The organism is Pseudomonas sp. SG-MS2, from assembly GCF_009933855.1.
GTDB classification, from domain to species: Bacteria; Pseudomonadota; Gammaproteobacteria; order Pseudomonadales; family Pseudomonadaceae; genus Aquipseudomonas; species Aquipseudomonas putida_E.
In genome coordinates, this window is the sequence record NZ_MOMO01000063.1 from 1 (window position 1) to 25,342 (window position 25,342).

The window sequence follows — 25,342 nt, forward strand, 5'->3', positions numbered from 1 at the left end:
CGCCGATATGTTCGATCGCCGGGGCCAGGGCGACCGGTACGATGAACAGGATGGCCTGCCAGTTGAACGCTGGTGCGGTGAAATTAGGGATCTCAAGCCAAGGCGCGGCGGCAATCTTAGCGGTATCGACCACGCCAAAGGCGAACGCCAGGGCAAACCCTACCAGCACCCCGGAAATGATCGGCACCAGGCGGAAGATGCCTTTGCCAAATACCGCGACGATCAGGGTGGTGAGCAACGCCGGCATGGAAATCAGCATGGCGGTCTTGTACGGCATAAGTACCGCGCCGTCACCGCCCTTGCCCATTGCCATGTTGGCCGCGATCGGTGCCATGGCCAGGCCGATGGAGATGATCACCGGGCCGATCACCACGGGCGGCAGCATGCGGTCGATGAAGCCGGTGCCCTTGATCTTCACCATCAGGCCCATGAAGGTGTACACGAAGCCTGCGGCCATCACGCCGCCCATGGTCTCGGCCAGGCCGAACTGGCCTTTGGCGAGGATGATCGGAGTAATGAAGGCAAAGCTCGAGGCCAGGAATACCGGGACCTGACGGCCGGTGACCAGCTGGAACAGCAGGGTGCCGATACCCGCGGTGAACAGCGCGACGTTAGGGTCCAGGCCGGTGATCAGCGGCATCAGCACCAGCGCGCCAAATGCCACGAAGAGCATCTGCGCGCCCGAAACGACCTGGCGCCATAGCGGGTCGTTGAAGCCGTCCTGCATGGTCAGGCGTCCTTCTGCTTGGTGCCGAAGATCTTGTCACCGGCGTCGCCCAGGCCCGGAACGATATAGCCGTGTTCGTTGAGGCGCTGGTCGATCGAGGCGGTGTAGATCTGGACGTCCGGGTGGGCTTTCTCCACCACTTCGATGCCTTCAGGCGCTGCAACCAGCACCATGGCGCGGATTTCCTTGCAGCCTGCCTTCTTCAGCAGGTCGATGGTGGCGACCATCGAGCCGCCGGTGGCAAGCATCGGGTCGATGATCAGCGCCAGGCGCTGGTTGATGTCCGGGGCGAGCTTTTCCAGGTAGGTGTGTGCTTCGAGGGTCTCCTCGTTGCGTGCGACACCCACGGCACTGACCTTCGCGCCCGGGATCAGGCTGAGCACGCCGTCAAGCATGCCGATGCCGGCGCGCAGGATCGGTACCACGGTGATCTTCTTGCCAGCGATTTTTTCAACTTGCACCTTGCCACACCAGCCATCGATCTCGTAGGTTTCCAGTGGCAGGTCCTGGGTGGCTTCGTAGGTCAGTAGCGCGCCGACTTCCTGGGCGAGTTCGCGAAAGTTCTTGGTGCTGATGTCGGCACGGCGCATGAGGCCGAGCTTGTGGCGGATCAGCGGGTGGCGGATCTCACGAGTGGGCATAGGGGGGCTCCGAAAGGCGGGCAAAAAAACCGCGCTAGATTAATCTATTCAGCCTTTGCTGTCGTGCAGTCCTTTTGCACGTTAGTCCATAAATGCTTGATCTGTGACGAGCGGATGCGTACCTTTGCCCGCTTTTCCAAAATCCCCCCTGGAGAGCGCAATGTCCGCTGATCTCGAGCACATCCGTCAAGTCATGCGCGAGGCAGACTGCCTTTACAACGAAGCCGAGGTCGAAGCGGCCATTGCCAAGGTTGGCGAGCAGATCTGCAAGGACCTGCACGACAAGAACCCGGTGGTGTTCTGTGTGATGAACGGCGGCCTGATCTTCGCTGGCAAGCTGCTGACCCACCTGCAGTTCCCGCTGGAGGCCTCGTACCTGCATGCCACGCGCTACCGCAACCAGACAAGTGGCGGTGAACTGTTCTGGAAGGCCAAGCCTGAAGTGTCGTTCATCGACCGTGACGTGCTGATCGTCGACGATATCCTCGACGAGGGTCACACCCTCAGCGCCATCATCGAATTCTGCAAACATGCCGGGGCCCGCTCGGTGCACACTGCGGTGCTGATCGACAAAGACCATGACCGCAAGGCCAGCCCGGACCTCAAGGCCAGTTACGTCGGCCTGCCTTGCATCGATCGCTATATCTTTGGTTACGGCATGGACTATAAGGGTTACTGGCGTAACGCGAACGGCATCTTCGCCGTCAAGGGACTTTGATCATGAGCCAGCCTGCTTTCATCGACCAAGCGTTGTTTGCCGGGCTGGCGCAGAAAGCCGCCGACGCACCGCGTGGTCGCTACCATCACACTTTCCATGAGATGCAAGACCCCTGTCACCGCTTGGTAGTGGGCTTGCAGCCGTCCACCTATATTGCGCCTCACCGGCACCTGAGCGAGGACAAGGCCGAGACTTTGTTGGCGCTCAAAGGCCGCTTGGGGCTGCTTATGTTCGATGAGCAGGGCGCAGTGATCGACAAGCGCGTCCTTGAAGCCGGTGGCGAGTGCCTTGGCGTGGACCTGCGCCCGGGCCTCTTCCATTCCCTGGTGGTGCTCGAGGCAGACAGCATTCTGTTCGAATGCAAGGCCGGCCCGTACCGGCAGTTGGCCGACGGCGAGCATGCCCCTTGGGCGCCGCGTGAAGGCGAAGAGGGTGTTGCCCGGTATCATGCCTGGATGCTCGCGCAGTTCGATTGACAGCCCCCCGTTGTGCAGCATGCTAGAGTGCTCCTTCATGCCAAGGAGCCTTACATGCGAGCGATCGTTCCCCTGTTGCTGGCAGTCAGCCTGCCTCTTGCCGCCGCACCGCTGCACAGCCAGTTTCTCCCGCCCGATGACCAGGCCCTGCGCCAGGAAGCGCCGACAGGCCAGCAACTGTTGCAGGTAACCGACTACTCGGTAGTGGTTGGGGCGCAGCGCCCATCTGATCAACAGCCAATTCCGATCACCGCCTCCTTGCAGATGCGCCTCAAAGGCAAGCCGTTGAGTAAAGGTGCGACGATCAGCCAGGTGTTGCTCACCTTCGATGGCGAGGCGGGCAAGAGCCTGAAAAAGCCTGTGTATGACGACAAGACCCGCACGTTGAGCCTGAACTACCCGGTCAGCGACTACCGCGTGATCATGGACCTGCTGCGCAACGAGACGCTGTATGTGCAGTTTCTGACCTACTCCAACGGCCATGTCTGGGCCGACTTGCACACAGGTACCGTACGTACGCGTTGAGGCGTGCCGCGTGTGGGGGGTAAACTGCCGGCCTTCGAAATTCGTGATGGTCCAGTTGGAGCCGGCAATGCGCAAAGACAAGAAGCAGGTGATTGGTGACGAAATCAGCGACGACTACATAAAGTCGTTTCTCCAGTTTGAGCCTGCAGATGGTGTGACTTCGCCTTCTCAGCACAAGCTGATCAAGGCTTACCGCGGCCTGCGTGTCGACGATTTCGAGCGCTTCGTAGGGTTCTTCGTCGAAGCCGGGCTGGACCTGGACGGCAAAGACGAACAGGGCAAGACCTTCGTCGAAGTGATCGCCGACCAGCGCAATGCGGCTGAATACATCGAGATCATCGAAAAAGCCCGCGCCTGATAGATCCCCGCCAGAAAAAACGCCCTAGGGGCATTGCCAGTCAGTTAGCGTTATCAGGGCCGCAAAGCGGCCCTGGATCGCCTACCTGACTGGCATTACCCCGAGGGGCGTTAGGCGTAGTGCTTGGCCGGGCTGTTCTCTACCAGGTCCAGCGCCTCATCGTTGTCGGCACTGATCTTGTGGTACAGGGCTGCATCGGTGGCCAGGGTCTTCTCGCGAGCCGGGAAGATTTCCTTGAGCTTGGCAGCCCAGGCGCCCTTGGCCTGCTCGGGGAAGCAGCGCTCGATCAGTTCAAGCATGATCGACACGGTCACCGAAGCACCAGGGGATGCGCCGAGCAGTGCCGCGATACTGCCGTCCTGTGCCGACACCAACTCAGTACCGAACTGCAGGATGCCGCCTTTTTTCGGGTCCTTCTTGATGATCTGCACGCGCTGGCCAGCCACTTCCAGGCGCCAGTCTTCAGCCTTGGCCTGCGGATAGAAGCGGCGCAGCGACTCGAGGCGCTGTTCCATCGACTGCATCACTTCGCTGACCAGGTACTTGGTCAGGTCCATGTTGTCGCGGGCCACGGCCAGCATCGGGCCGATGTTGCCCATGCGCACCGACAGTGGCAGGTCCATCACCGAGCCGTGCTTGAGGAACTTGGTGGTAAAGCCTGCGTACGGGCCGAACAGCAGCGATGTCTTGCCGTCCACCACGCGGGTGTCCAGGTGCGGCACCGACATTGGCGGCGCGCCAACGGCGGCCTGGCTGTAGACCTTGGCCTGGTGCTGCTTGACGATTTCCGGGTTGTCGCAACGCAGCCACTGGCCGCTTACCGGGAAGCCGCCGAAGCCTTTGCTCTCCGGGATGCCGGACAGTTGCAGCAGCGGCAGTGCCGCGCCGCCGGCGCCGAGGAACACGAAGCGGGCGTCCACTTCACGGCTGCCGCCGCTGTTGACGTCCTTGATGCTGACGGTCCAGCCAGCGCCGTTACGGCGCAGGCCGACGACCTTCTTGCTGTACTTGACCTGCGCATTCTGCGAGTCGCCCAGCAGCTTGAGCAGCTTGTTGGTCAGTGCGCCGAAGTTGACGTCGGTACCTTTGGTCACGCGGGTGGCGGCGATGTGCTGGTCGGCCGGGCGGCCGGGCATCATCAGCGGCATCCATTCATTCATCACCGCCTTGTCTTCGGTGTATTCCATCTCGGCGAAGGCATGGTGCTGCTTGAGCAGCTCGAAACGCTTCTTGAGGAAGGAAACGCCCTTGTCACCTTCGACGTAGCTCAGGTGCGGGACAGGGTTGATGAAGGCACGGGCCGGGCCGAAATTGCCTTTTTTGCTCAGGTAAGCCCAGAACTGGCGCGAGACCTCGAACTGGGCATTGATGTGCACGGCCTTCTTGATGTCGATGCTGCCATCGGCGGCCTGGGGCGTGTAGTTCAGCTCGCACAGGCCGGCATGGCCGGTGCCTGCGTTGTTCCAGGGGTTGGAGCTTTCCGCGGCCCCGGAGTCCATCGCCTCGACGACCTCAAGCTTCAGGGTCGGGTCGAGCTCCTTGAGCAGTACGGCCAGGGTGGCACTCATGATGCCCGCGCCTACCAGTACTACATCAACCGATTCGTTCTGCGCCATTTAACGCGTCTCCACAATCTACAGCTACCTAATTGACAGCATAGGACCCCAGGTGTGCCAGGATCGCCATGTCCGACTCTTCGCAGTTCTTGCAACTTCCGCGGACACCGCCAAATCAGTCTTCGGGTTCGTCTATTGAACGCCGTTTGCCACAGGTGCGGCAATTCGACTTATGGTCAAGGTGTCGTGCGTGCGTTATGGAGCGGTTTCAGACACCCATGTGAAATGAGCGTATCAGCCGCCTGTTCAGGGCTGTTCGGGACACATCTGTCGCTATTGCACATGCCAGACTGTTCATTTGCTCGCCACACTCTCGTGAAGTTGTGAAAACCGTTTTTTTCACGCTCTTTTGGAGACGTGAACCTCAAAAGGGGACTGCGCGATGGCAACCCGCAGGTTCATGCAGTGCGAAGGGCCGGAAAAGCAGGCACGACAGCCGATGCAAGACCTGAGTGGAAGGCTCTCTGTGGGCGAAGCGGTGAAGGTGCCGGGGTCAAACGGCAAATGCGGGGCCCGATCAGGAGACGTCCTTATAATCGGGGGGAGATTATAACGATGTCGCGGGCAGAAAGGTCGTTATTCGTGCTTTTTATTGCAGCGTTTGTCAGGCGGGCAGGATGCGCCGCTGCCAATGGCCGCTTGCATGGGCGCAAACCCGGGCGTTGGCGGGCAGCGGGCGGCCCAGCCAGGCAAGCTGGATTTCTTTGACCTGCACCCAACCGTTGCTGCCTGGTGGCTGGCTGCATTGCTTGAATCCCAGGCAGTTGCCGTCGCCATCGAGGCGTGCATAGGTATTGTGGCGCGGGCGTTGGAAGAGCAGGGTCCAGAGCGAGGCCATGGTGTCGAGTCCTGTGTGTTAGGGCTTGCAGCGAAGATAACAGCAGGACCATGAACCGCGTGTGACAGAAGGGCCTGGCTTCAACCGGCAAGCCTCAAGAAGACGCCTGCGCCCCGTGCGGTCTGCTTTTACTTGTAGCTTGCCGCTTGTAGCGTGCCGCTAGGTATACTGTGGGCCTTTGCCGCTTTTTCTGGAGAAACACGCATGTTGCAACGTCTGTTGTTCGGTTTGCTTGCCGTGGCCAGCCTGAGCCTGGTCGGTTGTGCCCACAGCCCGCAACAACTCAGCCCGCAACCCAAGCTCAACGCCCAGCTCGCCCCGGTCGGCCACGGCCAGCCGGTGGTGGTCAAGGTGGTGGACGGCCGGGCTTCGCAGTCCCTGGGCACTCGTGGTGGCATGTACCCCGAGACCAGCACCATCAGCGTCAATGGCAATGACATCGTGCCCAAGCTGCAGGCTCAGGCCGAGGCGGCCGTACGCCTGTTGGGCTTCACCCCTTCGGCCAACGCCTCCAACGCGCCGCAACTGACCGTGACCCTGGCCGAATTGAAGTACCAGTCGCCCAAGGAAAACCTGTACGTGACCGAGGCCACCATCGGCGCCACCTTCCGTGCTGATGTGTCGAACGCCAACCGCCGTTACAGCGGCCGTTACGGCGCCTCGTTGGACCAGCGCTTCGGCATGGCGCCCAACCAGGAAACCAACACCAAGCTGGTGGGGGATGTGTTGAGCGATGCGTTGACCCGCCTGTTCAAAGACCCGACCATCGGCCAGGTGCTGGGCGAATAAGCTTTTCGCTGTACCGAGAACAAACCCGCTGCCTGCGTGCCTGGCAGCGGGTTTTTTTTGGTTTTTCGAAGGCCTCAGGCTGCTTGGATATGAAAATCCAGCACGCTCACGCCCGTCAGCAGGTCCACCTCTGGCAAATGCTCATGCGCATGCCCGCCCAGGGCGCAATACACCAGCCACTGGCGGTCCTGGACATTGATGGCAAAACCATCGATCAACGCCTGCTGTTCATCACTCTGGGCAATGAGATAGAGGCGGTCCTGGTTTTCGGCGTGCAGCATGTACTCGCTCCGGTTCGGGAAAAGGCCGACAGGGTGGCCTGCCTTGATGACGAGCGTGTGACAGATGAAATTTAGTGACACTTTGTCGCCAAGTCCGGGCGCCAGGGCCGGTCTTCGGTAGAATGCCGGCCTTCGCTGACGTTCTGACCGAGGTTGCGTGATGTCCTTGCAAGTGCTTTGGGGGGTTCTGGCCGCCCATCCGACCAAGCTGATCAATCTGCTGGCATTGTTGATGACCTGCCCGGGCGGGTTGCTGCTGCACAGTGCACGGCGTCGCCAGGCCATCACCCGCGAAAGCCTGGCAGTGGATGACGGGCTGGTGGATGCATTCGACCAGCGGGTGCCGCGCTATTACTACATTCTGGGCTTTTCCTGCCTGGCGATGGCCTTGCTGCTGTCCTGGTTCAGTACCTGGATCTGAAACATGCGGGGCCGCCAAGCGGCCCCTGTGGTCAGGCAACCGGCGCCTGTTGCCTGACCTGATACTGGTTGCGCACCGGCGTGGCGTATTGCAACACCAGGTATGGCCGCTGCTCCTGCGGGCAGGCGTCCAGGCGGCGTTGCCATTCTTCCTTGGCTTTTGCCAGCTCCTCGGCCGGGAACAGCTTCTCGGCGCTCGGCACCTGTAGTGCCTCATCCTTTTCGCCCCACATTGCGTAGGCCAGGTAGTGCACCGGGAACAGTCGGTAGCCACCCAGAATTTGCCGGTCGATCTCCTGCGCCAGCTGCTTGGTGTCCTCGTAGAACGCGGTTACCGGCGGGGCGAAGTTGATGTGTACCCGGCCCTTGTAGCCGGTGATGCCTTTGGCGATGCTGTTGTCGTCTTCACCTGGCGCCTTCTGATAGGTGCCGGTAGTCGCACGGATATACAGTTCGCGCGCCTTGGCCTGGTCGCAGGGGTCGTACTCGTAGCTGATCGACACCGGAGTAAGGTTAAGGCCCTGTATCACCGCACCGAAAGGCTCATCCTTGCGGCTCATGTGGAACATCTTGAGGATGGCCGAGTCGGTGCGGTCATCGCCATCTTTGGCACGGCCTTCGGCCTGGGCGATCCAGATCGAAGCGCCGTCGTTGCGGATCGAATGGTTGATGTAGGCCGAGAGCAGTTGGTAGGCCGCGAGCTTCTCGCGCCGGCCAGTGAGCGAGCGGTGGACGATGAAGCTCTTGTTCAGGCGCATCATGTCGCTGACGAACGGCTTTTGCAGCAGGTTGTCGCCAATGGCGATGCGTGGCGTCGGCAGGCCTGCGTGGTACACCGCGTAGTTGACGAAGGCCGGGTCCATGACGATGTCACGGTGGTTGGCCAGGAACAGATAGGCGGTACCGGATTTGAGTTGCTCGACGCCTGTGTACGTGACCCCGTCGGTAGCGCGCTCGATGGTGTGGTCGACGTAGTATTCGACCTTGTCCTGCAATGTGGACACGCAGGTAACCCCGGCGAACTCCTTGCGCAGGCGGCGGGCGATCAGCGGCTTGAGCAACCAGCCGAGTGCCCCGGCTGCGCGCGGGAAGCGGAAGTGGGTGAGGATATCGAGGAATGCCGGGTCGCTGAGCAGGCGTGCCAGCACGGCAGGGACCTCAGCATCGTCGTACGGTCGGATGGCATCGAATTCGCCCATCATGCTCTCTTGTTGGAAACGGCTAGGGTAATAAAGTAGGGGTGGGGCCCGAAAAACGGCTCGGACACACGCAGGCCCTGTAAACAGACCGGCAATTATACGCATAAGTCACTGCGGAGGCCGCGATGCTGGAAACCGACTTCTACGATTGCCCTTATTGCGGCGAGCGCGTGGAAACCACCGTGGACATCTCCGGTGGCGACCAGATGTATACCGAAGACTGCCAGGTATGTTGTCAGCCGGTGGTGTTCATCCTGCAGGTGCACGGCGACGAATGGATGCTCGAAGTCAGACGCGAGGACGATGCCTGATGCGGCGGATCTACGAACCGGAAACCTTGCTGGAGGCAGAAATGCTCGCTGGCATGCTGGCCAGCGAGGGTATCGAGGTGCACCTGATCGGCCGTGACCTGATGGGCGGTGTTGGCGAGTTGCCGATGCAAGGCTTGCTCGGGCTCGCCGTGGCCGATGAGCAGGCAGGTTACGCACGGCAGCTGATCGATGCGTACAATGGCGCCCAGCCGCTTGTCGGCGACGAACCGGAGAGCTATCCCGGTACCTTGATCTGCTAGGTTCTGAAATCGCCCATGTGTGGACGCTATGCCCTGTTTCGCTGGCCCCAGGTGCTGGCAAGCCTGCCAGGCTTTCCTGCCGGCCAGCCGGCGCAATGGAATATCTCGCCCGGCGCTTCGGTGCTGATCCAGCGCCAGGTCGACGGCCAGATGCAGTTGGCCAAGGCGCGCTGGGGCCTGACCCCGGCCTGGCTCACTGACCTCTCACGCACCCCCGCGCATGCCCGGGCCGAAACCTTGGCCGAGCAACCGATGTTCCGCGAAGCGTTACGTCTGCGGCGCTGCCTGATGCCAGCCAACGGTTTTTACGAATGGCGTGGCACGGTCCGCAAACGGCCTTACTGGTTGACGCCGGGGGAGGGTTCGTCGTTGTATTTCGCGGCCATATGGGAAGCCTACCCGGTCCAGGACCAGGTGTGGCTGAGCTGTGCGGTGGTGACCCAGGCGGCGATGAACCAACGCCGGCCGTTGATTCTCGATGAGGCGGGGCAGGCCGCATGGCTGGACCCTGACACACCGCTGCCGCGTCTGCATGAGCTGCTCGCCAGCCCACCGGCCACGCTACGTGAGCGGGCGCTGGCGAATTTCGTCAATGACCCGAAGCTGGATGCGCCCGAGTGCCTGACGCCGGCCTGATGAGGCCGGTACTGGCGAAGAAAATCTTCCCTGCGGCTCTGGTAGCCCATGGGCGACTCGGCCTAGGATATCCCGCATGTAAAAAGGGAGTGTTTTCATGCGTAAGTCTTTTGTCGTCAGCCTCTTGAGCGCTGGCATCCTGCTGGCTGGCTGCCAGGCGGTCAATACCACCAGCGGCGGTGCTGTCGGCGTCGAGCGCAAGCAGTACATGTTCAGCATGCTCTCGACCGATGAGGTCAACCAGATGTACGCCCAGTCGTACCAGCAGACCCTTGGCGAGGCGTCGAACAAGGGCGTGCTGGACAAGTCCAGCGCCGATGCCAGGCGCGTGCAGGTGATTGCCGACCGGCTGATCGCCCAGGCGCCGAAATTCCGCCCGGATGCCGCCCAGTGGCAGTGGGAGGTCAATGTGATCAAGAGCGATGAGCTCAACGCCAACTGCGGCCCTGGCGGCAAGATCATCGTCTACACCGGCCTGATCGACCAGCTCAAGCTTACCGATGCCGAGATTGCGGCAGTGGTGGGGCATGAGATCGCCCACGCGCTGCGTGAACACAGTCGCGAAGCGATGTCCAAGGCTTACGGTGTGGAAATGGCCCGCCAGGGCGCAGGTGCGCTGTTTGGCCTTGGCCAGAACAGCATTGCGCTGGCAGACCAGGTGGTGAACTACGCCATGACCTTGCCCAACAGCCGCGCCAACGAGAACGAAGCCGACCTGATCGGCCTGGAACTGTCGGCGCGTGCCGGCTACGACCCGAACGCCGCGATCACCTTGTGGAACAAGATGAGCAAGGCGTCCGAGGGCGCGCCACCTGAGTTCATGAGCACTCACCCGGCCTCTGACAGCCGGATCGCCTCGTTGCAGGCGGCAATTCCCAAGGTCATGCCGCTGTATCAGGCCGCCAAGAAGTAAGAGCAGCTACAAGCTACGAGCAAGAGCAGTACGCGTACATCTGCTCTTTCTTGCAGCTTGCAGCTTTACCCCACCCACCCACTGGTTTTCATTGCCGAGTAGACGGCGACGATCGCCAGTACGATGAAGGCCGTCGCGGCCAGGCGGCGAATCAGCGTCAGCGGCAGCTTTTCTGCGGCGAAATTGCCCGCCAGGACTACTGGCACGTTCGCAATCAGCATGCCCAGCGTGGTACCGATGATGACCATGATCAGGTGCGGGTACTGGGCTGCCAGCATCACCGTGGCCACTTGGGTCTTGTCACCGATCTCGGCCAGGAAGAACGCGATCAGCGTGGTCAGGAACGGGCCGAAGCGACGCGCAGGGTTTTCATCATCATCCATCTTGTCCGGCACCAGGGTCCACAGGGCCGTGGCGGTAAAGCTCGCGGCGAGAATCCAGTGCAGCGTCGACTCGCTGAAGAACCCGCTGACCCAGGCGCCCACGGCACCTGCGGCGGCATGGTTGGCCAGGGTGGCGGCGATGATGCCGGCGATGATCGGCCAGGGCTTGCGGAAGCGAGCAGCCAGAATGAGCGCGAGCAATTGCGTCTTGTCGCCGATTTCGGCAAGCGCGACGATCGCGGTGGGTACGAGGAGAGATTCCAGCATCAGGGTTCCTGTGGGGGCGGGTCGACACGGCTATGACACGTACAGCCTCCCCGCCCCGGGTAAGGTGTGCGTGTCATAGGTCTTGTCAAACCCTGGACCTGTCTGCGCAGATCGTGGGTCGCACGCGCCATGGCCTGTGGGCCAAGTGTGTTGACGCGTGCCGGGCAAGCAGGGTGCTTGCGGGAGACTACTCCCCTAGGACGGTGCGGATTCTGCCTAGCCGAAACGCTTTGGGCAAGCCCTGTTTTTATCAGCGTGTTGCCTGATAGATGCGAAAACCGTCTGCCTCGGCACAGGTCCGGCAGTTGCCCAGAGCGCTTTCGATCAGTGGCTGGTAACGCAGGAAGCTGTTGGCGACCAAGCGCATTTCGCCGCCTTTTCGCAGATGTTGGCCTGATTTTTTCAGCAGGTTTTCCGATGCCTGGTAGTTGGTGTGCACACCGGTATGGAACGGCGGGTTACTCAGGATCAGGCTCAGGTCGCCGGGTGCAGCATCGATACCGTCGCCACTGATGACTTCACCTTCCAGCTGATTGGCCGCCAGCGTCAGGCGGCTGGCCGCCACGGCGAAGGCGTCTACGTCCAGCATCGTGACCCGGCTCTGTGGGTAACGGCGTTTGACTGTGGCGCCGAGTACACCGGCACCGCAGCCAAAGTCCAATACATGGCCCACTGGCAGGTTATCCAGGTGCTTGAGCAGCAACGCTGTGCCGCGGTCCAGGCGGCCGTGGCTGAACACGCCAGGCAGGCTGACCACCTGCAGCGGGCCATCTTCCAGTTCAAGCGCGAAGCGTTCGGCCAGGCTTTCCAGTGGCTTGGCTTCGGGCGCGTTGTCCACGGTGACCTGCCACAGCTGGCAATGCCGGGCACTGTCGAGCTTGCGTGGCTTGCCCAAGGCCTGCAAATGCTTGGCCGCGCCTTCGATGCCGCCGCGCTTTTCGCCCACCAGGTAGAGTTCGCCGCCGCCCAGGCGTGACGCCAGTGCGTTTAGCAGGTAGGCCGCCAGTTCGCGCGACTTGGGCAGGAACAGTACGGCCGCCTCGAAGGCGACCGGCGGCACGTCCACGCCGTAATGGCTACGCCCGGCAAAGCGAGCGTCGAGCATGGCCTGATCACCCGCGTGCCAGGTCCAGGCATTGGCCTTTGGCAACTGGCCGAGCAGGTCATCGGCGGGGGCGCCGGCAATCAGCAGTGGACCCTGGAACAGGTCCGCCTGGCGGAGCAAAACTTCACTGCGCGGGTCCATGGACGACGCCTCCTGAAAAAAGTGGCGCAGTGTAGCAGAGCCTGCCCTTGCGCTCAGCTGACCACGCGGCGTGGCTGGCCGGCAAAGAATGCCTGGGCGTTCTCGCTGAGCTGCCCGACGATGCGCTGGCGCGATTCCACCGCGCCCCAGGCGCTGTGCGGCGTGATCAGCAGGCGCGGGATGTCGCCGGCCAGCAGCGGGTTGCCGTTGACCGGCGGCTCGACGCTCAGCACGTCGGTGGCGGCGCCGCCCAGATGGCCGCGACGAAGGGTGTCGGCCAGGGCCTGCTCGTCTATCAGGCCGCCACGTGCGGTATTGACCACCAGCGCGCCGGGCTTGAGCAATGCCAGCTCACGTGCGCCGATCATGTGCCGTGTGTGTTCGTTGAGGGGGCAGTGCAAAGTCAGGGCATCGACCTGCGGCAGCAGTTCGTCCAGCGGCAGGCGATCGTTGCGCGCCGGGCGCCCGGGGATCTGCCCGCTCAGCACGCGCATGCCAAAGGCTTCAGCAAGCCGCGCGACGGCGCCACCGAGTTCGCCATGGCCGAGCAGGCCTAGGGTTTTGCCTTCCAGTTCCACGATCGGGAAGTCCAGCAGGCAGAACTGGCTGGCCTTGGCCCATTGGCCATCGGCCACCGCCTGGTTGTAGTCGCACAAGCGCGTGGCCAGCGCCAGCAGCAGGGCCAGGGTGTGCTGTGCCACCGAGGGCGTGCCGTAGCCTTGGCAATTGCAGACGGTGATGCCCTGGGCGCGGGCGGCAGCCAGGTCGACGTTGTTGGTGCCGGTGGCAGCGACCAGGATCAGCTTGAGCTGTGGGTTGGCAGACAGGGCGTTGGCGTCGAGCATGACCTTGTTGCTGATCACCGCAACGGCGCCCTGCAGGCGCTCGGCTACCTGATCCGGGCGGGTGGCGTCGTACAGTTCGAACGCGTCGAACTGGCTCTGCAAAGGTGAGAGGTCGAGGTCACCAAGGTCCAGGGATTCATGATCGAGAAACACAGCGCGACGCGGGCTGGGCATAGGTACGGCTCCAGTGGCAGGGCAAGGGTTGATCCATCGACCGAACAATGCCACTCATACCTCGCGCAGCCAAATCATTCCTTCGGCTGATTTGACCGTCACATTGGCGAACTACAGTAGACACAGACTTGTCCGGCTCGCTTTTCAAGAAGGGATAACCATGCTGCAGACCCGCATCATCAAGCCCGCCGAGGGCGCCTACAGCTTTCCTCTGCTGATCAAACGCCTGCTGATGTCCGGCAGCCGCTATGAAAAGACCCGCGAGATCGTCTACCGCGACCAGTTGCGGCTGACCTATCCACAGCTCAACGAGCGTATTGCCCGCCTGGCCAACGTGCTGACCGAAGCCGGGGTCAAGGCCGGTGACACCGTGGCGGTGATGGATTGGGACAGCCACCGTTATCTGGAATGCATGTTCGCCATCCCGATGATCGGCGCGGTGGTGCACACCATCAACGTGCGTCTGTCGCCTGAGCAGATCCTCTACACCATGAACCATGCCGAGGACCGCTTCGTGCTGGTCAACAGCGATTTTGTCGGCCTTTACCAGGCCATTGCCGGGCAGTTGACCACGGTCGACAAGACCCTGCTGTTGACCGATGGCCCGGACAAGACCGCCGAACTGCCGAACCTGGTGGGCGAGTACGAGCAGTTGCTGGCGGCGGCCAGCCCGCATTACGACTTCCCGGATTTCGACGAGAACTCGGTCGCCACTACGTTCTACACCACCGGCACCACAGGTAACCCCAAGGGCGTCTACTTCACCCACCGCCAGTTGGTGCTGCACACCTTGGCCGAGGCCTCGGTGACCGGGAGTATCGACAGCGTCCGCCTGCTTGGCAGCAATGATGTGTACATGCCCATCACGCCCATGTTTCACGTGCATGCCTGGGGCATCCCGTATGCGGCGACCATGCTCGGTCTGAAACAGGTGTACCCGGGCCGCTACGAGCCCGACATGCTGATCAAGCTCTGGCGGGACGAGAAGGTCACCTTCTCGCACTGCGTACCCACCATCCTGCAGATGCTGCTCAATTGTCCGAGCTCCCAGGGCCAGGACTTCGGCGGCTGGAAGATCATCATTGGAGGCAGTGCGCTCAACCGCTCGCTATATCAAGCGGCGCTGGCCCGGGGCATTCAGCTGACTGCAGCCTATGGCATGTCCGAAACGTGCCCGCTGATTTCTGCCGCGCACCTGAACGATGAGCTGCAGGCCGGCAGCGAAGACGAACGCGTGACCTACCGCATCAAGGCCGGTGTCCCGGTACCGCTGGTGGAAGCTGCGATCGTCGATGGCGATGGCAATTTCCTCTCGGCAGATGGCGAGACTCAAGGTGAGCTGGTGCTGCGTGCGCCTTGGTTGACCATGGGCTATTTCAAGGAGCCGGAGAAAAGCGAGGAGCTGTGGCAGGGTGGCTGGCTGCACACCGGTGACGTCGCCACGCTCGACGGCATGGGTTACATAGACATTCGCGACCGCATCAAGGACGTGATCAAGACTGGGGGTGAATGGATATCTTCCCTGGACCTCGAGGACCTGATCAGCCGGCATCCTGGAGTGCGCGAGGTTGCAGTGGTTGGGGTCGCCGACCCGCAGTGGGGGGAGCGCCCGTTCGCCCTGCTGGTGGTGCATGACGGTCAGGCTGTCGATGCCAAGGCGTTGAAGGAACACCTCAAGCCATTTGTAGAGCAAGGGCACATCAACAAGTGGGCGATTCCCTGCCAGATCGCCGTTGTTACAGAAATTCCCAAGACCAGTGTCGGGAAGCTCGACAAGAAGCGCATCCGCCAGGACATCGTCCAGTGGCAGGCGAGTAACAGCGCCTTCCTTTCCACGCTGTAACCGCGTTGCGGGTCGTGTACCCCGGGGCACGACCCGCAGGCCAGAGCGGCCGTCACCTTGCCAATCGGTAAAAATCGGCCATGCTTGGGCACTGCCGGTGCGTAACCTGGGAACACGCCAGGGCGAATTGGCCAACGGTGTGCAAATCACACTTTAGAGGGATCAAGCACCTTGGTCTGCTGGCTATAGTCGGGGCCAGGGGATTTTCAGGAATGGGGGAGGGCGACACGCGCAACACGTGTCGCCACGGGCGCAAGCCTGAACACCGGTCGCACGGGCCGTTCTTGAAAGGACTCACTGCCATAACAAAAAAGTACATGGAGTAGCGTCGATGACATCTGCAAACCCGTTCTGGCGTCGGGCCAAGCTACCTTTGGCCGTCAGCCTTGCTTCCACGCTCGCAAGCCCTGCTTTCGCGGTCAGTTTCAACATCGGGGAAATCGAAGGCCAGTTCGACTCGTCGCTCTCCGTCGGGGCCAGCTGGTCGACCGCCAACCCCAACAGCAACCTGATCGGCGCCAACAACGGCGGCAAGGGTCTTTCGCAAACCTCGGACGATGGTCACCTCAACTTCAAGAAAGGCGAAACCTTCTCGAAGATCTTCAAAGGTATCCACGACCTTGAACTGAAGTATGGCGACACCGGCATCTTCGTGCGGGGCAAGTACTGGTACGACTTCGAACTCAAGGACGAGAACCGCGAGTTCAAGGACATCAGCGATTCGAACCGCAAGGAGGGCGCCAAGTCGTCTGGCGCCGAACTGCTCGACGCGTTCGTCTATCACAACTACGCCATCGGTGATCAACCCGGCTCGGTGCGTCTGGGCAAGCAGGTAGTGAGCTGGGGGGAGAGTACCTTCATTGGCGGCGGCATCAACGCAGTCAACCCGATCGACGTTTCTGCGTTCCGCCGGCCAGGGGCTGAAATCAAGGAAGGCCTGATCCCCGTCAACATGTTCTACGTCTCGCAAAGCCTCACCGACAACCTGTCGACCGAAGCTTTCTACCAGATCGAGTGGGACCAGACCGTTGTCGACAACTGCGGCACATTCTTCTCCCAGCCCGACGTGATCGCCGACGGCTGCGACAACAACCTGGCCGTGCTGGCCACGCAGAACACCTTGGCCAGCCGGCTTGGGCCGCTGGCTGCGCCAGTCGCGGCCACTCTGGCCGCACGCGGCGTGAGTTACGGCTCCCCCGATGAGGGCGTGATCGTCCGTCGTGGCGCGGACCGCGATGCTCGGGACAGTGGTCAGTTCGGCGTTGCCCTGCGCTACATGTACGAGCCGCTCAATACCGAATTCGGTGGCTACTTCATGAACTACCACAGCCGTGCGCCAATCTTCAGCGGTCGCGGTGCCGATGCCCAGTACTACAGCACAAGCGGCCTGGCGGGCGCGCTGGTCAGTGCGGGTGTGCCGTCTGCTGCGCTGGCGAGCCTGTTGCCAAGCCTCATGCCGTTGCAGGTGGCAGGCAACTCCAGCTACTACGTGGAGTATCCGGAAGACATCCGTCTGTATGGTCTGAGCTTCTCGACCACACTGCCTACCGGTACCGCCTGGAGTGGCGAGATCAGCTACCGGCCGAACGCTCCGGTGCAGTTGAATACCACCGATATCCTCTATTCGGGCCTGACGCCGCTCAATCCGGATGTCTCTGTGTTGCAGGGAACACCGGGTGCCGACCAGCCTGGTTATCGTCGCAAGGAAATCACCCAGCTGCAGACAACCTTCACCCACTTCTTCGATCAGGTGATGGGGGCAGAGCGGCTGACCATGGTCGGCGAAATCGGCTGGACCCACGTCGGCGGCCTGGAAAGCACATCCAAGATGCGTTACGGGCGTGACCCGGTGTTCGGCCCGGGGCCTCTGCCCAATGGCCAGTGCGAGGCGCTCAACAGCAGCACCCTGGGCACCACCGATGCCAACAACGTATCGCGCTACTGCGAGAACGATGGCTATACCACGTCTGATTCCTGGGGCTATCGCGTCCGTGCGATCTGGGACTACAACAACGTCATTGCCGGTGTGAACCTGCGCCCCAGCGTAGCCTGGTCGCATGACGTCGATGGTTACTCGCCGGGCCCTGGCGGCAACTTCGAGGAAGGCCGCAAGGCAGTCAGCCTCGGGCTGGACGCCGAGTACCAGCAGACCTACACCGCGAGCCTGTCGTACACCAACTTCTTCGACGGCAAGTACAGCACCGTGGATGATCGCGACTTCCTCGCCCTCAGCTTCGGCGTGAACTTCTAAGCACACAGATCCAGGACGACACGACATGAACAAGACCAGAAGTCTGCTGCAAGCCGGAGTACTGGGCCTGTCCCTGCTGGCAACCGGCGTCATGGCTGCGGTTTCCGCTGATGAAGCGGCAAAGCTGGGCAGCACCCTGACCCCGATGGGCGCGGAAAAGGCCGGTAACGCCGATGGCTCCATCGGCCCGTGGCAACCGTTGTCAAAGACCGCAGGCAGCGTCGATGCCAAGGGCTTCCTTTCCGACCCGTATGGCAGCGACAAACCGCTGTTCACCATCACCGCGCAGAACGTCGACCAGTACAAGGACAAGCTGTCACCAGGCCAGGTGGCGATGTTCAAGCGCTACCCGCAAACCTTCAAGATCCCGGTGTACAAGACCCATCGAGGCTCCACGGTGCCTGACGATGTGTTCGCCGCAATCAAGAAGAATGCCACCGCGACTACGCTGGTCGAAGGCGGCAACGGGCTGAACAACTTCCAGACCGCAGTACCGTTCCCGATCCCCAAGAGTGGCATCGAGGTTATCTGGAACCACATCACCCGCTACCGTGGTGGCAGCGTCAGCCGTTTGGTAACCCAGGCTACGCCGCAGCAGAGCGGCTCCTACAGCCTGGTGTACTTCGCCGATCAGTTCGTCTTCCGCGACAAGATGAAGGACTTCGACCCGAACAACCCGGGCAACGTCCTCTTCTACTTCAAACAGGAAGTGACCGCGCCAGCGCGTCTGGCCGGTACCGTGCTGCTGGTGCACGAAACCCTCGACCAGGTGAAAGAACCGCGCAAGGCGTGGATCTACAACGCCGGCCAGCGTCGCGTGCGCCAGGCGCCGCAGGTGTCGTATGACGGGCCGGGTACCGCAGCGGATGGCCTGCGTACTTCGGACAACCTGGACATGTACAACGGTGCGCCAGACCGCTACGACTGGAAGCTTGAAGGCAAGAAGGAGATGTACATCGCCTCCAACGCTTACAAACTCGACGATCCGAAGCTCAAGTACGCCGACATCCTCAAGGCCGGTCACATCAATCAGGACCTGACCCGCTATGAGCTGCGCCGGGTCTGGCATGTGGTCGCAACGCTCAAGCCGGGGCAGCGCCACATCTATGCCAAGCGCGACTTCTATATCGACGAGGACACCTGGCAGGCAGCGGTGATCGACCAGTATGACGGCCGCGGCCAGCTATGGCGGGTTTCCGAGGCGCATGCCCAGGACTACTACAATGTTCAGGTACCGTGGTACACCCTGGAGGCCATCTACGACCTGCAATCGGGCCGTTACCTGGCCTTGGGCATGAAGAACGAAGAGAAGCGCGCCTACGACTTCGGCTTCAGTGCCAGCAAGGCAGACTTCCAGCCAGCTGCGCTGCGCCAGTCGGGTATTCGTTGAACCGCTAGTGCTGCACACCTTGTGATACTCCCAGAACGCCCCGGCTTGCCGGGGCGTTTCTGTTCCAGCCCCTTGTTGTACTGGCCGGCGCAGTCATAAAACGGGTGAATACCTCGCCAAACCCCGCGCCAGCCCTCTGTCCATCAGGCTTGTCGTTTTTTGTCGTAGTCTTTTACAGGCCATTTGCGCCCATCATCTTCAAATGCGCCGCGTTACCCGCTAGTCTCGGAACAATCCGTACCGCCGTAGTCTTCCAACCAGAACGAGCCGGCCATGACTGATTTGTCCCGTACGCATGGAGTCGCCAGCCAGGCCGTGGGCCTGCTGGACGGGCGTTTCTTCCGGCCGCCGCTGCCGCACGGCCACGTGCCGCGTGCGCGCCTGTGCCAGCGTTTGCAGGCCGGCCTCAGCGGCCGTTTGTTGCTGGTCAATGCCCCGGCAGGCTTCGGCAAGAGCTCCCTGGCCATCGAATTCTGCGAGGCGCTGCCCGACCATTGGCGCAGCCTCTGGCTTGGGCTCAGCCAGCGCGATGCTGACCCGGGCCGTTTTCTCGAACGCTTGCTTGAGGGGCTGCAGCAGTACTGCCCGGCGTTGGGCGGCCAAGCCATGGGCCTGTTGAAAATGCGCCAGCGCCACCAACCCTTCGCGTTCGAGGAATGGATCGACGGCCTGCTCGACGAATTGGCGTTGTACCTGCAAGCCGATACACCCTTGCTGCTGGTACTGGACGACTATCACCTGGCCCAGGGGCCGGTGCTCGATCGCTGCCTGCAGTTTTTTCTCAACCACTTGCCGGGCGGCTTGGTGTTGCTGGTCACCAGCCGCCAGCGGCCAGACTGGCACCTGGCGCGGCTGCGGCTCTCACGGCAACTGGTCGAGATCAACGAGCAGGAACTGCGCCTGACGCCCGACGAGGCCCTGGCCGTTATTGGTCGCCAGCCTACAGGCCTGCGCGGCCAGGCCTTGGACAACCTGATCCAGCGCAGCGACGGCTGGGTTGCCGGGTTGCGGTTCTGGCAACTGGCGGCGAGCGAGTCCGGCGACGAGCATGCGCTGCCCCAGGCCCTGCATGGCGGGGAAGGCTTGATCCGCGACTACCTGCTGGAAGAAGTCATCGAAATCCTGCCTGAGGACGCGCAGGCGTTTCTGTTCGACACTGCGTGCCAGGAGCGCTTCTGCGCGGCGTTGTGCGATGCCCTGCGTCAGCGCGACGACAGCGCGGCCATCCTTCGTTACCTGCAGGCGCACCAGGTGTTTCTGGTGCCGCTGGACGAGCATGGGCACTGGTATCGCTACCATCACCTGTTCTCCGACCTGTTGCGCAGCCGCCAGTCCAATGAACCGCAGGCGCGCCTGCACCTGCGTGCCTGCCGTTGGTTCCAGGCTCAGGGGCTGCTTGACGAAGCGGTGGAGCAAGCCCTGCGGGCTGGCCATCTGGACGTTGCCGCCGACCTGGTGCAGAGCCTGTCGGAGGAGCAACTGCTGGCCGAGCAGAACGTCGGCATGCTGCTGCGCTGGAAGATGGACTTGCCCGACAGCCTGCTGATCAGTACGCCCCGGCTGATCGTGCTGTACAGCTGGGCGCTGGGCCTGGCCTGCCAATTGGACGCAGCCGAAGAGCTGGCAAGCTACCTCAGCCGCTTTTTGCCAGCGCCTTCAGCCACCGCGCAAAGGTCCATGCTGGCCCAGTGGCTGGCCTTGAGCGGGGTAATTGCGCGTGGCCGCGGTGATCGCGAACGCACCCTGGCCTATTGTGGTGAGGCGCTGCAAAGCCTGCCGTGCAAACGTTATGGGCAGCGTCTGGTGTGCCTGTCGACGCTGTCCAACCTGGCCATCGCCGATGGCGACTTCTGGCGAGCGCGTGGTTGGAACCGCGAGGCGCTGGAGTTGGCCCAGCGGGTTGGCAACCCCTTGTTCGAAGCCTTGGCGCACTACGACCGGGCCCGGGTGCTGCATGCCAGGGGCGAGGCGCTGCGCGCGCTGGACGAGGTGCGCCAGGGGCTGCAACGCCTCCAAGGCCTTTCGGCCCAGCGGCTGTATGCCGTGCGCGCGCGGCTGACCTTGTACGAGGGCTACCTGCTGGTGACGCGCCTGCAACCTGCGCAAGGGCGTGCGCGCTTGCGTGCGGGGCTGGGCGAGGCGCGCGCCTGTCGCGATATCAGCGTGCTGATAGGCCACTGTGTGATCGCTACCCTCGACGGGCGTGAAGGGCGCTACGCCGACGCCTTCGCCGAGCTGGCCGAAGCCGAGAGGCTGATGCATATCTGGGACGTGCCGCCGATCTTCTACCTGGCCATGATCACGCTGGTGAAGTGCGAATTGTGGCTGGCGCAGGGGCGTACCGACCTGGCCGAGTCCTGGTTGCTGCGCCTGGGCCAGACCTACGGTGGCGAGCAGCCTGCGGCGGCGCCGGAGTTCCACCCGTTGTTAGCGCTGCACATCGAGTTGCAGCAGGCCTTGCTCGAACGCATCCAGGGCCGCAGTGAGGATGCCGCTGCGCGCTTGCGCGGCCTGGTCGAGCGCGGGCAGGCCGGCGGTGGCATGATGCTGACCTTGAGCGCGCTGTGCCAGTGGATCACCTTGTCCTTGGAGCACGGTGGCGAGGCGCAGGCTGCCGAGCGCTTGCCCATGGCTCTGGCAGCGGCCCAGGGCGGGGTGATGCAGCCGTTTCAGCGGTTGATCGAGCTGCACCCGCTGTGGCTTCGCGAGCAGTTGCTCGCACGTCCTGCCTGCAAGGTTCAGGTCGAGCTGCTGGCTCGTCTGCCCGAGCAGGCCGCGCCGAGCAGCGGCACGTGCGAGGCGCTCAGTGGTCGTGAGCTGGCAGTGCTGGAATTGATCGCCCAAGGCTGCTCGAACCAGCAGATCAGCGAGCGCCTGTTCATCTCGCTGCACACCGTCAAGACCCACGCCAGCCATATCAACAGCAAGCTCGGGGTGGAGCGGCGTACCCAGGCGGTGGCACGGGCCAAGTCGTTGGGCCTGCTGGCCTGATGCCGGTCGTTGGCGGCCTGGCCGGATAAACAACGGCCCAGGCCAGCCTCTCGCTGCAGCACTGCCTGCCCTCATCTTTTGCGCCTGGCTGCCGATACACGTTTCGGCGGTATGCATCGCCGCACGCCATCCTCCCATCATCCAATACAGGTCGTGTTGATGCTGCAGTACGGGCAAAAGAGCTTTCTGATCGTCGATGACTTCACCGACTTTCGCACGTCGACGCGCTCCATGCTGCGCGAGCTGGGCGTGCGTGACGTCGACACTGCCGACAGCGGTGAGCAGGCCCTGCGCATGTGCGGGCAAAAGCGCTATGACTACATTCTTCAGGATTTCCACCTTGGGGATGGCAAGAAGAACGGCCAGCAAGTGCTGGAGGACATGATCCTCGACAAGCTGATCAGCCATGAGTGCGTGTTCATCATGGTGACCGCCGAGAGCAGCCAGGCCATCGTGCTCAGCGCCCTGGAGCACGAGCCCGATGCCTACCTGACCAAACCGTTCAACCGGGTGGGCCTGGCCCAGCGCCTCGACAAGCTGACGCAACGCAAGACCTTGCTCAAGCCGATCCTGCAGGCCCTGGACCGTGGCCGCCCGGCCGAAGTGCTGGCTGCGTGCGCCGAGCTGTGCAAGAAGGACCCGCGTTTCGCGCCCCTGTGCCTGCGTTACCGGGCCGATGCCCTGCGAGACCTGAACCGCTTCGACGAGCTGGAAAAGTTCCTCAAGGGCATTCTCGCCAGTCGTCCGCAGCCGTGGGTGTATGCGGCGCTGGGCAGCCTGATGCACAAACGGGGTCAGCACGCGCAGGCCCAGGGCGTTTATGAGCAGGCGCTCAAGGCGTTTCCAATCATGCCGAGCCTGTACGACGGCATGGCCGACGTGCTGGTGGCCCAGGGTGAGACCAAGCGCGCGCAAAACATGCTTGAAGAAGCCGTGCGCCTTTCACCCCTGGCGGTGAGGCGCCAGGCCGCGCTGGGCAAACTGGCGCTGGACAACGAAGACTTCGAAAGCGCCTCGAAGGCGTTTCGCCATGCGGTGAACCAGGGCCAGAGCTCGCGCTACAAGGATGCGGAGAGCAACCTTGGGCTGGTCGAGGCATTGATGAACAAGAACGCCGGCTTCGGCCTGGATGCACGTACCCGGGTCGAGATCAATACCGTGCTCAGCGAGGTGGCCAAGGACAATGTCGAGGATCAGGGCCTGCAAGTGCGTGCGCGCTTGATGAAAGCTGCCAGCCTGCAGCAGGCCGGTGATGCAGAGACTGCAGCCAAGCTTACCGAGCAGGCCCTGCAGCGGCTGGACAAGATGGATCAGTTCTTCTCGGTCGAAGCCGCCCTGACCGTGGCCAAACAGCTGCAGGCGCTGGGCCAGGAAGGTGCCGGCGGCACCATCCTCAAAGGCTGTGTGGAAACCTACGGCGATGACCCCAAGGTCATGCAGAGTGTCGCCAAGCTGACGGATGACCCCACGGTGCTCGGCGCCGTCACCGAAGCTGTCGACCTCAACCGCCAGGGTGTGCGCAGCTATCAGGCCGGGCAGCTCAATGAAGCCTTGCAGATGTTCCGCAAGGCCCTGTCACTGCAACCGAAGAACATCAGCATTGCCCTCAACACTGCCCAGGCGCTGTTGCGCATCGGTGGCGAAGCCACGCCGCCGGCAATCCTGCAGGAGTGTCGCAACTGCCTGACCAGCGTCGCGGGTATTCCTGCCAGCGACAGCCGGTATGACCGCTACCGCAAACTGCACATCAAGGTGTTCGGCGCATGAGCCAGGACAACCAGGGGCTGGATTTTTCCACGGTGATCGCCTCCACCGTGCACGACCTGAAAAACTCGTTGTCAGCGCTGATCCAGTCCCACGACCAGTGGCTGGCGCGCCTGCCCGAGGAGTTGCGCGGGGGCACCGAGCTGGGCGTGATCGAGCACGAATTCCGCCACCTCAATGGCATGCTGGTGCAAATGCTGGGGCTGTACAAACTGGGCGTCAACCAGTTGCCGGTGTGCCCGGACTATCACGAGCTGGACGACTTCGTCGAAGCGCAGCTGGCGGCTCATCAGCAAGTGCTTGAGCACAACGATATCCTCGCCACCTGGCGCATCGACAGCGAAAATCCGCTGGGTTTCTTCGATCGGGAACTGGTCGCCTCGGTGATCGCCAATGTGATCACCAACGCCACCCGCTATGCCGGGCATGCGCTGTTGATCAGCATCGCGCAAGAGAACGAGCAATTGGTGATCAGCGTCAACGATGACGGCCCAGGCTACCCGGCGCGCATGCTCGAGCGGCAGCAGGATTATGTACAGGGCATCGATGCGCAGAGCGGCAGCACCGGGCTTGGCCTTTATTTCGCGGCGCGCATCGCTGCGCTGCATGAGCGCGATGGCGTGCGCGGGCGAATCGAGATCGCCAATGGTGGGGCGCTTGGCGGGGGATTGTTCAGGTTGTATCTGCCTTAGGCTCGATTTCATAGGCCCTGAAAATTTCCAGGCAAGCACTCCATCCTCGACAAAACCGCATAATTGCCTCCCTGGGGCGGGCAACGATAACATCCAGGCAGTCGTCAGGAGTCCCCATGAACACTGTCCCAACCACCCTCATCCGCGAAACCTTCCCCGTCGGGCCTTTGCAGTGCAACTGCACCCTGATCGGCGACCCGCTTACCAAAAAGGCCATCGTCGTCGACCCGGGTGGTGATCCGGACAAGATCCTCGCCCGCCTGCAGGCCCACGGCCTGACCTTGGTGAGCATCATCCACACCCATGCGCACTTCGATCATTTCCTCGCCTCGGGCAAGCTCAAGGAGCTCACTGGTGCGACCTTGCACCTGCACAAGGACGACCAGGTGCTGTGGGACAACCTGGAGATGCAGTGCCAGATGTTCGGCGTCCCGTATACCCCGGTGCCCCCACCAGACCGCTGGCTGGGTGACGATGAAGCGCTGGCCTGCGGCTGTGGCGTGGCGTTGCACACGCCCGGGCATACGCCGGGTTCGATGAGCTTCTGGTTCGCTGACGCCAAGCTGTTGGTTGCCGGTGACACCCTGTTCCGACGTGGCATTGGCCGCACCGATTTGTGGGGCGGCGATCAGCGGGCTATCGTTCGCTCGATCAAGGAGCGGCTGTATCGTCTGGATGAGGATGCAATCGTGGTCACCGGCCACGGCCCTGATACCCGACTGGGTGACGAAATGCGCGAGAACCCCTTCGTGCGGGCCTGAGCCGGCATAAACAGCCTGTCATGGAAT

The 25,342-nt window shown here is 62.3% G+C and carries 26 protein-coding genes and 1 riboswitch; of the genes, 17 read left to right on the plus strand and 9 right to left on the minus strand.

What is annotated here, in order from left to right; genetic code table 11:
• Both BLX42_RS04680 and upp read right to left on the minus strand, forming a co-directional pair.
• Nucleotides 1-727 (minus strand): uracil-xanthine permease family protein (locus tag BLX42_RS04680; protein ID WP_306092917.1); only part of this gene is annotated, 727 nt, incomplete at its 3' end.
• A 2-nt stretch (nucleotides 728-729) separates the two neighbouring features.
• On the minus strand, nucleotides 730-1,368 hold the full coding sequence (upp, locus tag BLX42_RS04685) for a uracil phosphoribosyltransferase (RefSeq protein WP_011532223.1): 639 nt from the start codon (nucleotides 1,366-1,368) through the stop codon (nucleotides 730-732).
• 160 nt (nucleotides 1,369-1,528) lie between these two features.
• On the opposite strand from upp, the gene BLX42_RS04690 reads away from it, so the two are divergent.
• From BLX42_RS04690 to BLX42_RS04705, 4 genes are all read left to right on the plus strand, one after another.
• Complete coding sequence (locus BLX42_RS04690; protein WP_012316248.1) at nucleotides 1,529-2,086, plus strand: hypoxanthine-guanine phosphoribosyltransferase; 558 nt, start codon at nucleotides 1,529-1,531, stop codon at nucleotides 2,084-2,086.
• A 2-nt stretch (nucleotides 2,087-2,088) separates the two neighbouring features.
• Entirely contained in the window at nucleotides 2,089-2,562 is a 474-nt protein-coding gene (locus tag BLX42_RS04695) for a WbuC family cupin fold metalloprotein (protein WP_161871246.1), read from the plus strand.
• 54 nt (nucleotides 2,563-2,616) lie between these two features.
• A complete protein-coding gene (locus BLX42_RS04700) occupies nucleotides 2,617-3,087 on the plus strand; it encodes a hypothetical protein (RefSeq protein ID WP_046784550.1) in 471 nt (156 codons plus the stop codon).
• Between the two features lie 67 nt (nucleotides 3,088-3,154).
• On the plus strand, nucleotides 3,155-3,445 hold the full coding sequence (locus tag BLX42_RS04705) for a PA4642 family protein (RefSeq protein WP_119687769.1): 291 nt from the start codon (nucleotides 3,155-3,157) through the stop codon (nucleotides 3,443-3,445).
• A gap of 110 nt (nucleotides 3,446-3,555) precedes the next feature.
• Here the strand turns inward: BLX42_RS04705 and mqo are convergent, their stop codons facing one another.
• Entirely contained in the window at nucleotides 3,556-5,061 is a 1,506-nt protein-coding gene (mqo, locus tag BLX42_RS04710; protein WP_119687768.1) for a malate dehydrogenase (quinone), read from the minus strand.
• 604 nt (nucleotides 5,062-5,665) lie between these two features.
• Entirely contained in the window at nucleotides 5,666-5,899 is a 234-nt protein-coding gene (locus tag BLX42_RS04715; RefSeq protein ID WP_161871247.1) for a hypothetical protein, read from the minus strand.
• 204 nt (nucleotides 5,900-6,103) lie between these two features.
• Between BLX42_RS04715 and BLX42_RS04720 the strand changes: the two genes are divergently transcribed.
• Nucleotides 6,104-6,688 carry a YajG family lipoprotein gene (locus BLX42_RS04720; protein ID WP_039603065.1) on the plus strand — a complete coding sequence of 195 codons (585 nt, stop codon included), beginning with the start codon at nucleotides 6,104-6,106 and terminating at the stop codon, nucleotides 6,686-6,688.
• 74 nt (nucleotides 6,689-6,762) lie between these two features.
• Here BLX42_RS04720 and BLX42_RS04725 read toward each other — a convergent pair whose 3' ends face one another.
• Complete coding sequence (locus tag BLX42_RS04725) at nucleotides 6,763-6,969, minus strand: hypothetical protein (protein ID WP_046784546.1); 207 nt, start codon at nucleotides 6,967-6,969, stop codon at nucleotides 6,763-6,765.
• A gap of 160 nt (nucleotides 6,970-7,129) precedes the next feature.
• Between BLX42_RS04725 and BLX42_RS04730 the strand changes: the two genes are divergently transcribed.
• A complete protein-coding gene (locus BLX42_RS04730; protein ID WP_012316240.1) occupies nucleotides 7,130-7,390 on the plus strand; it encodes a hypothetical protein in 261 nt (86 codons plus the stop codon).
• Between the two features lie 31 nt (nucleotides 7,391-7,421).
• On the opposite strand, the gene BLX42_RS04735 is transcribed toward BLX42_RS04730, so the two are convergent.
• Nucleotides 7,422-8,591 (minus strand): 1-acyl-sn-glycerol-3-phosphate acyltransferase, encoded by a 1,170-nt coding sequence (locus tag BLX42_RS04735; RefSeq protein ID WP_161871248.1) that lies wholly within the window; start codon nucleotides 8,589-8,591, stop codon nucleotides 7,422-7,424.
• A gap of 122 nt (nucleotides 8,592-8,713) precedes the next feature.
• Between BLX42_RS04735 and BLX42_RS04740 the strand changes: the two genes are divergently transcribed.
• The 4 genes from BLX42_RS04740 to BLX42_RS04755 all read left to right on the plus strand — a co-directional run bounded on the left by BLX42_RS04740 (nucleotide 8,714) and on the right by BLX42_RS04755 (nucleotide 10,708).
• The gene (locus BLX42_RS04740; protein ID WP_012316238.1) at nucleotides 8,714-8,899 is read left to right on the plus strand and encodes a CPXCG motif-containing cysteine-rich protein; all 186 of its coding nucleotides are present in this window, start codon (nucleotides 8,714-8,716) and stop codon (nucleotides 8,897-8,899) included.
• Complete coding sequence (locus BLX42_RS04745; RefSeq protein ID WP_115273872.1) at nucleotides 8,899-9,159, plus strand: putative signal transducing protein; 261 nt, start codon at nucleotides 8,899-8,901, stop codon at nucleotides 9,157-9,159. Before BLX42_RS04740 ends, BLX42_RS04745 begins: the two co-directional genes overlap by 1 nt.
• A gap of 15 nt (nucleotides 9,160-9,174) precedes the next feature.
• Nucleotides 9,175-9,795 carry an SOS response-associated peptidase gene (locus BLX42_RS04750; protein WP_046784543.1) on the plus strand — a complete coding sequence of 207 codons (621 nt, stop codon included), beginning with the start codon at nucleotides 9,175-9,177 and terminating at the stop codon, nucleotides 9,793-9,795.
• A 97-nt stretch (nucleotides 9,796-9,892) separates the two neighbouring features.
• Nucleotides 9,893-10,708 carry a M48 family metallopeptidase gene (locus BLX42_RS04755; protein ID WP_012316235.1) on the plus strand — a complete coding sequence of 272 codons (816 nt, stop codon included), beginning with the start codon at nucleotides 9,893-9,895 and terminating at the stop codon, nucleotides 10,706-10,708.
• A 65-nt stretch (nucleotides 10,709-10,773) separates the two neighbouring features.
• On the opposite strand, the gene BLX42_RS04760 is transcribed toward BLX42_RS04755, so the two are convergent.
• The 3 genes from BLX42_RS04760 to BLX42_RS04770 form a co-directional block, all read right to left on the minus strand.
• Nucleotides 10,774-11,355, minus strand: a complete 582-nt coding sequence (locus BLX42_RS04760; protein ID WP_174141606.1) for a TMEM165/GDT1 family protein — start codon at nucleotides 11,353-11,355, stop codon at nucleotides 10,774-10,776.
• A 91-nt stretch (nucleotides 11,356-11,446) separates the two neighbouring features.
• Nucleotides 11,447-11,566, minus strand: a riboswitch (yybP-ykoY riboswitch).
• Between the two features lie 42 nt (nucleotides 11,567-11,608).
• On the minus strand, nucleotides 11,609-12,604 hold the full coding sequence (locus BLX42_RS04765; protein ID WP_046784542.1) for a class I SAM-dependent methyltransferase: 996 nt from the start codon (nucleotides 12,602-12,604) through the stop codon (nucleotides 11,609-11,611).
• Nucleotides 12,605-12,657: 53 nt separating this feature from the next.
• On the minus strand, nucleotides 12,658-13,623 hold the full coding sequence (locus BLX42_RS04770) for a 2-hydroxyacid dehydrogenase (RefSeq protein WP_046784541.1): 966 nt from the start codon (nucleotides 13,621-13,623) through the stop codon (nucleotides 12,658-12,660).
• A gap of 160 nt (nucleotides 13,624-13,783) precedes the next feature.
• On the opposite strand from BLX42_RS04770, the gene BLX42_RS04775 reads away from it, so the two are divergent.
• The 7 genes from BLX42_RS04775 (at nucleotide 13,784) to BLX42_RS04805 (ending at nucleotide 25,315) form a co-directional block, all read left to right on the plus strand.
• Nucleotides 13,784-15,466: a fatty acid--CoA ligase gene (locus BLX42_RS04775; RefSeq protein WP_161871249.1), complete on the plus strand. Its 1,683-nt coding sequence runs from the start codon at nucleotides 13,784-13,786 to the stop codon at nucleotides 15,464-15,466.
• A gap of 331 nt (nucleotides 15,467-15,797) precedes the next feature.
• Nucleotides 15,798-17,717, plus strand: coding sequence for a DUF1302 domain-containing protein (locus tag BLX42_RS04780; RefSeq protein WP_046784539.1), 1,920 nt, complete (start codon nucleotides 15,798-15,800; stop codon nucleotides 17,715-17,717).
• 25 nt (nucleotides 17,718-17,742) lie between these two features.
• A complete protein-coding gene (locus BLX42_RS04785; RefSeq protein ID WP_046784538.1) occupies nucleotides 17,743-19,107 on the plus strand; it encodes a DUF1329 domain-containing protein in 1,365 nt (454 codons plus the stop codon).
• A gap of 273 nt (nucleotides 19,108-19,380) precedes the next feature.
• Nucleotides 19,381-22,098 carry a LuxR C-terminal-related transcriptional regulator gene (locus BLX42_RS04790; protein ID WP_161871250.1) on the plus strand — a complete coding sequence of 906 codons (2,718 nt, stop codon included), beginning with the start codon at nucleotides 19,381-19,383 and terminating at the stop codon, nucleotides 22,096-22,098.
• A gap of 159 nt (nucleotides 22,099-22,257) precedes the next feature.
• Nucleotides 22,258-23,865: a tetratricopeptide repeat-containing response regulator gene (locus BLX42_RS04795; protein ID WP_046784536.1), complete on the plus strand. Its 1,608-nt coding sequence runs from the start codon at nucleotides 22,258-22,260 to the stop codon at nucleotides 23,863-23,865.
• Nucleotides 23,862-24,554: a sensor histidine kinase KdpD gene (locus tag BLX42_RS04800; protein ID WP_046784535.1), complete on the plus strand. Its 693-nt coding sequence runs from the start codon at nucleotides 23,862-23,864 to the stop codon at nucleotides 24,552-24,554. The genes BLX42_RS04795 and BLX42_RS04800 overlap by 4 nt, the downstream gene beginning before the upstream one ends.
• Nucleotides 24,555-24,670: 116 nt before the next feature.
• A complete protein-coding gene (locus tag BLX42_RS04805) occupies nucleotides 24,671-25,315 on the plus strand; it encodes an MBL fold metallo-hydrolase (protein WP_161871251.1) in 645 nt (214 codons plus the stop codon).
• Nucleotides 25,316-25,342 lie beyond the last annotated feature (27 nt).

What these genes read in the sequence shown, in the direction of transcription:
- BLX42_RS04800 (WP_046784535.1), top strand. Translation starts at nt 23,862, where the DNA reads ATGAGCCAGGACAACCAGGGGCTGGATTTTTCCACGGTGATCGCCTCC.
- BLX42_RS04745 (WP_115273872.1), top strand. Translation starts at nt 8,899, where the DNA reads ATGCGGCGGATCTACGAACCGGAAACCTTGCTGGAGGCAGAAATGCTC.
- BLX42_RS04765 (WP_046784542.1), bottom strand. Translation starts at nt 12,604, where the DNA reads ATGGACCCGCGCAGTGAAGTTTTGCTCCGCCAGGCGGACCTGTTCCAG.
- BLX42_RS04785 (WP_046784538.1), top strand. Translation starts at nt 17,743, where the DNA reads ATGAACAAGACCAGAAGTCTGCTGCAAGCCGGAGTACTGGGCCTGTCC.
- BLX42_RS04705 (WP_119687769.1), top strand. Translation starts at nt 3,155, where the DNA reads ATGCGCAAAGACAAGAAGCAGGTGATTGGTGACGAAATCAGCGACGAC.
- BLX42_RS04715 (WP_161871247.1), bottom strand. Translation starts at nt 5,899, where the DNA reads ATGGCCTCGCTCTGGACCCTGCTCTTCCAACGCCCGCGCCACAATACC.
- BLX42_RS04740 (WP_012316238.1), top strand. Translation starts at nt 8,714, where the DNA reads ATGCTGGAAACCGACTTCTACGATTGCCCTTATTGCGGCGAGCGCGTG.
- BLX42_RS04790 (WP_161871250.1), top strand. Translation starts at nt 19,381, where the DNA reads ATGACTGATTTGTCCCGTACGCATGGAGTCGCCAGCCAGGCCGTGGGC.
- BLX42_RS04775 (WP_161871249.1), top strand. Translation starts at nt 13,784, where the DNA reads ATGCTGCAGACCCGCATCATCAAGCCCGCCGAGGGCGCCTACAGCTTT.
- BLX42_RS04690 (WP_012316248.1), top strand. Translation starts at nt 1,529, where the DNA reads ATGTCCGCTGATCTCGAGCACATCCGTCAAGTCATGCGCGAGGCAGAC.
- BLX42_RS04735 (WP_161871248.1), bottom strand. Translation starts at nt 8,591, where the DNA reads ATGATGGGCGAATTCGATGCCATCCGACCGTACGACGATGCTGAGGTC.
- BLX42_RS04780 (WP_046784539.1), top strand. Translation starts at nt 15,798, where the DNA reads ATGACATCTGCAAACCCGTTCTGGCGTCGGGCCAAGCTACCTTTGGCC.
- BLX42_RS04750 (WP_046784543.1), top strand. Translation starts at nt 9,175, where the DNA reads ATGTGTGGACGCTATGCCCTGTTTCGCTGGCCCCAGGTGCTGGCAAGC.
- BLX42_RS04770 (WP_046784541.1), bottom strand. Translation starts at nt 13,623, where the DNA reads ATGCCCAGCCCGCGTCGCGCTGTGTTTCTCGATCATGAATCCCTGGAC.
- BLX42_RS04730 (WP_012316240.1), top strand. Translation starts at nt 7,130, where the DNA reads ATGTCCTTGCAAGTGCTTTGGGGGGTTCTGGCCGCCCATCCGACCAAG.
- BLX42_RS04725 (WP_046784546.1), bottom strand. Translation starts at nt 6,969, where the DNA reads ATGCTGCACGCCGAAAACCAGGACCGCCTCTATCTCATTGCCCAGAGT.
- mqo (WP_119687768.1), bottom strand. Translation starts at nt 5,061, where the DNA reads ATGGCGCAGAACGAATCGGTTGATGTAGTACTGGTAGGCGCGGGCATC.
- BLX42_RS04700 (WP_046784550.1), top strand. Translation starts at nt 2,617, where the DNA reads ATGCGAGCGATCGTTCCCCTGTTGCTGGCAGTCAGCCTGCCTCTTGCC.
- BLX42_RS04805 (WP_161871251.1), top strand. Translation starts at nt 24,671, where the DNA reads ATGAACACTGTCCCAACCACCCTCATCCGCGAAACCTTCCCCGTCGGG.
- BLX42_RS04795 (WP_046784536.1), top strand. Translation starts at nt 22,258, where the DNA reads ATGCTGCAGTACGGGCAAAAGAGCTTTCTGATCGTCGATGACTTCACC.
- BLX42_RS04695 (WP_161871246.1), top strand. Translation starts at nt 2,089, where the DNA reads ATGAGCCAGCCTGCTTTCATCGACCAAGCGTTGTTTGCCGGGCTGGCG.
- upp (WP_011532223.1), bottom strand. Translation starts at nt 1,368, where the DNA reads ATGCCCACTCGTGAGATCCGCCACCCGCTGATCCGCCACAAGCTCGGC.
- BLX42_RS04755 (WP_012316235.1), top strand. Translation starts at nt 9,893, where the DNA reads ATGCGTAAGTCTTTTGTCGTCAGCCTCTTGAGCGCTGGCATCCTGCTG.
- BLX42_RS04720 (WP_039603065.1), top strand. Translation starts at nt 6,104, where the DNA reads ATGTTGCAACGTCTGTTGTTCGGTTTGCTTGCCGTGGCCAGCCTGAGC.